Origin of the sequence: Aquimarina sp. RZ0, assembly GCF_008370685.1 — a bacterium.
Classification (GTDB): domain Bacteria; phylum Bacteroidota; class Bacteroidia; order Flavobacteriales; family Flavobacteriaceae; genus Aquimarina.
Genome location: NZ_VTZU01000206.1, coordinates 1 through 1,585, shown reverse-complemented (window position 1 = coordinate 1,585; position 1,585 = coordinate 1). Strand labels below are relative to the sequence as shown.

The window sequence follows — 1,585 nt, the reverse complement described above, 5'->3', positions numbered from 1 at the left end:
CTTTGAGTAAACAACAAGTGGATTCAATCCCCATAGAAGGTTAAAAAAAGAAAAAAAAACGCATAGTACAACAGCAGATTAAATCAAATTGCGCCTTTGGCTTAAATGATTTAATCCTATAATGTTGGCAACAATAAGAAAAATACACAAATAATCTATTTTTCTTTCAAAGAATGTTTTTCAAATTCAAAACCCCATTTTTCCATTTCTGACAATACATTTTTAAGGCTTTTTCCAAATTCTGTTACAGAGTATTCAACCCTTGGAGGAGTTTCATTAAACTTTTGTCTATTTAAAATACCATCTTTTACGAGTTCCTTTAATTGTTCCGTAAGTACTTTTCTTGAAATCGCAGGAATACGAGCCGAAATTTCACCAAATCGAAAAGTTCTATCAGATATTATATAAAGAATTATGGTTTTCCACCTTCCTCCTATAAAACTTAGAGTTGTTGTTATTGGACAATCGCTTATTTCTTTAAAGTCAGTCATTTATTAGTTACTTAAAGGTTACCACTTTTTACATTGTTACCAAATGGTAACGGTTACAAATGAATACTATTATTAGTTTCTTTGTGTAACAAATGTAATTATTAATTAATAAAAAAAGAAAATGATTTTAGTAACAGGTTCAACAGGAACGTTTGGAAGTACCGTTTTAAATAAACTTCAAGAAAGAAAGATTGAAAATAGAAAAGTATCAAGAGATATATTTGATTGGAATAAACCAGAAACATTTGAAAGTATTCTAAAAGGAATTGAAAAAGTTTTTTTAATTGCACCTCCAAATTTTGTCGATTTTGATAAAAAAGTTGAAGTTTTCATTAATGAGGCAAAAAAATCAAATGTGAAATTTATTTTATTTTCGTCATTATATGGTGCAGATAAAACGCAAGAGAATTCTTTTGGTAAAACTGAGAGAATAGTTTCAGAATGTGGTATTGATTATGCAATAGTAAGACCCAATTTTATATTCCAAAACTTTATTAATTATGATATAGAAGCTATTAAAAGTGGAAAAATATATTTACCGACCAAAAACAGCAAGACTGCTTATATAGATGTTAATGATGTAGCAATTGCAAGCTGTACGATTTTAGAAAATCCTGAAAATCATTTAAGTAAAGAATATACGCTTACGGGAAGTGAATCTTTGAGTCACGAACAGTTTGCCGAAATTTTCAGTAATGTTTTGGAAAAAGAAGTGATAAATATTGCACCAAGTAATGATGAATACAAAGACACATTACTTAGTTATAATTTACCCCAAGAGTTAGTGAATTTTATGGGATATTTGTATTCAGCTATTGAAGCAGGAAACTTCACAAACACTACAAACGATTACGAGTTAGTAACAGGAAAAAAACCAATAACGGCAAAAGAATTTATTGAATTAAATCGTTCAGAATTTATTTAGTACTTTGAAACAATAAGGCATTACGTAAAAAATACTGTTGCCAACAATCCCTCATAGACCCCAGAAACTTCAGTACGTAGGCTAACGTAAAATTCGTAATTTACTGGGTATTAACTTTAGCTCTTTGCAAGGCCGTTTTTTAAAGTGTTGCTGCTTTTTTTAGTAAGCA

Annotated in this window: 2 protein-coding genes; one reads left to right on the top strand and one right to left on the bottom strand. The window is 29.3% G+C overall.

Annotated elements, in window-relative coordinates; translation table 11 throughout:
* Nucleotides 1–155: 155 nt before the first annotated feature.
* Nucleotides 156–491 (bottom strand): helix-turn-helix domain-containing protein, encoded by a 336-nt coding sequence (locus F0000_RS27255; RefSeq protein WP_149627842.1) that lies wholly within the window; start codon nucleotides 489–491, stop codon nucleotides 156–158.
* Between the two features lie 121 nt (nucleotides 492–612).
* Between F0000_RS27255 and F0000_RS27250 the strand changes: the two genes are divergently transcribed.
* A complete protein-coding gene (locus F0000_RS27250; RefSeq protein ID WP_149627841.1) occupies nucleotides 613–1,416 on the top strand; it encodes an SDR family oxidoreductase in 804 nt (267 codons plus the stop codon).
* Nucleotides 1,417–1,585: the final 169 nt, after the last annotated feature.

What these genes read in the sequence shown, in the direction of transcription:
- F0000_RS27250 (WP_149627841.1), top strand. Translation starts at nt 613, where the DNA reads ATGATTTTAGTAACAGGTTCAACAGGAACGTTTGGAAGTACCGTTTTA.
- F0000_RS27255 (WP_149627842.1), bottom strand. Translation starts at nt 491, where the DNA reads ATGACTGACTTTAAAGAAATAAGCGATTGTCCAATAACAACAACTCTA.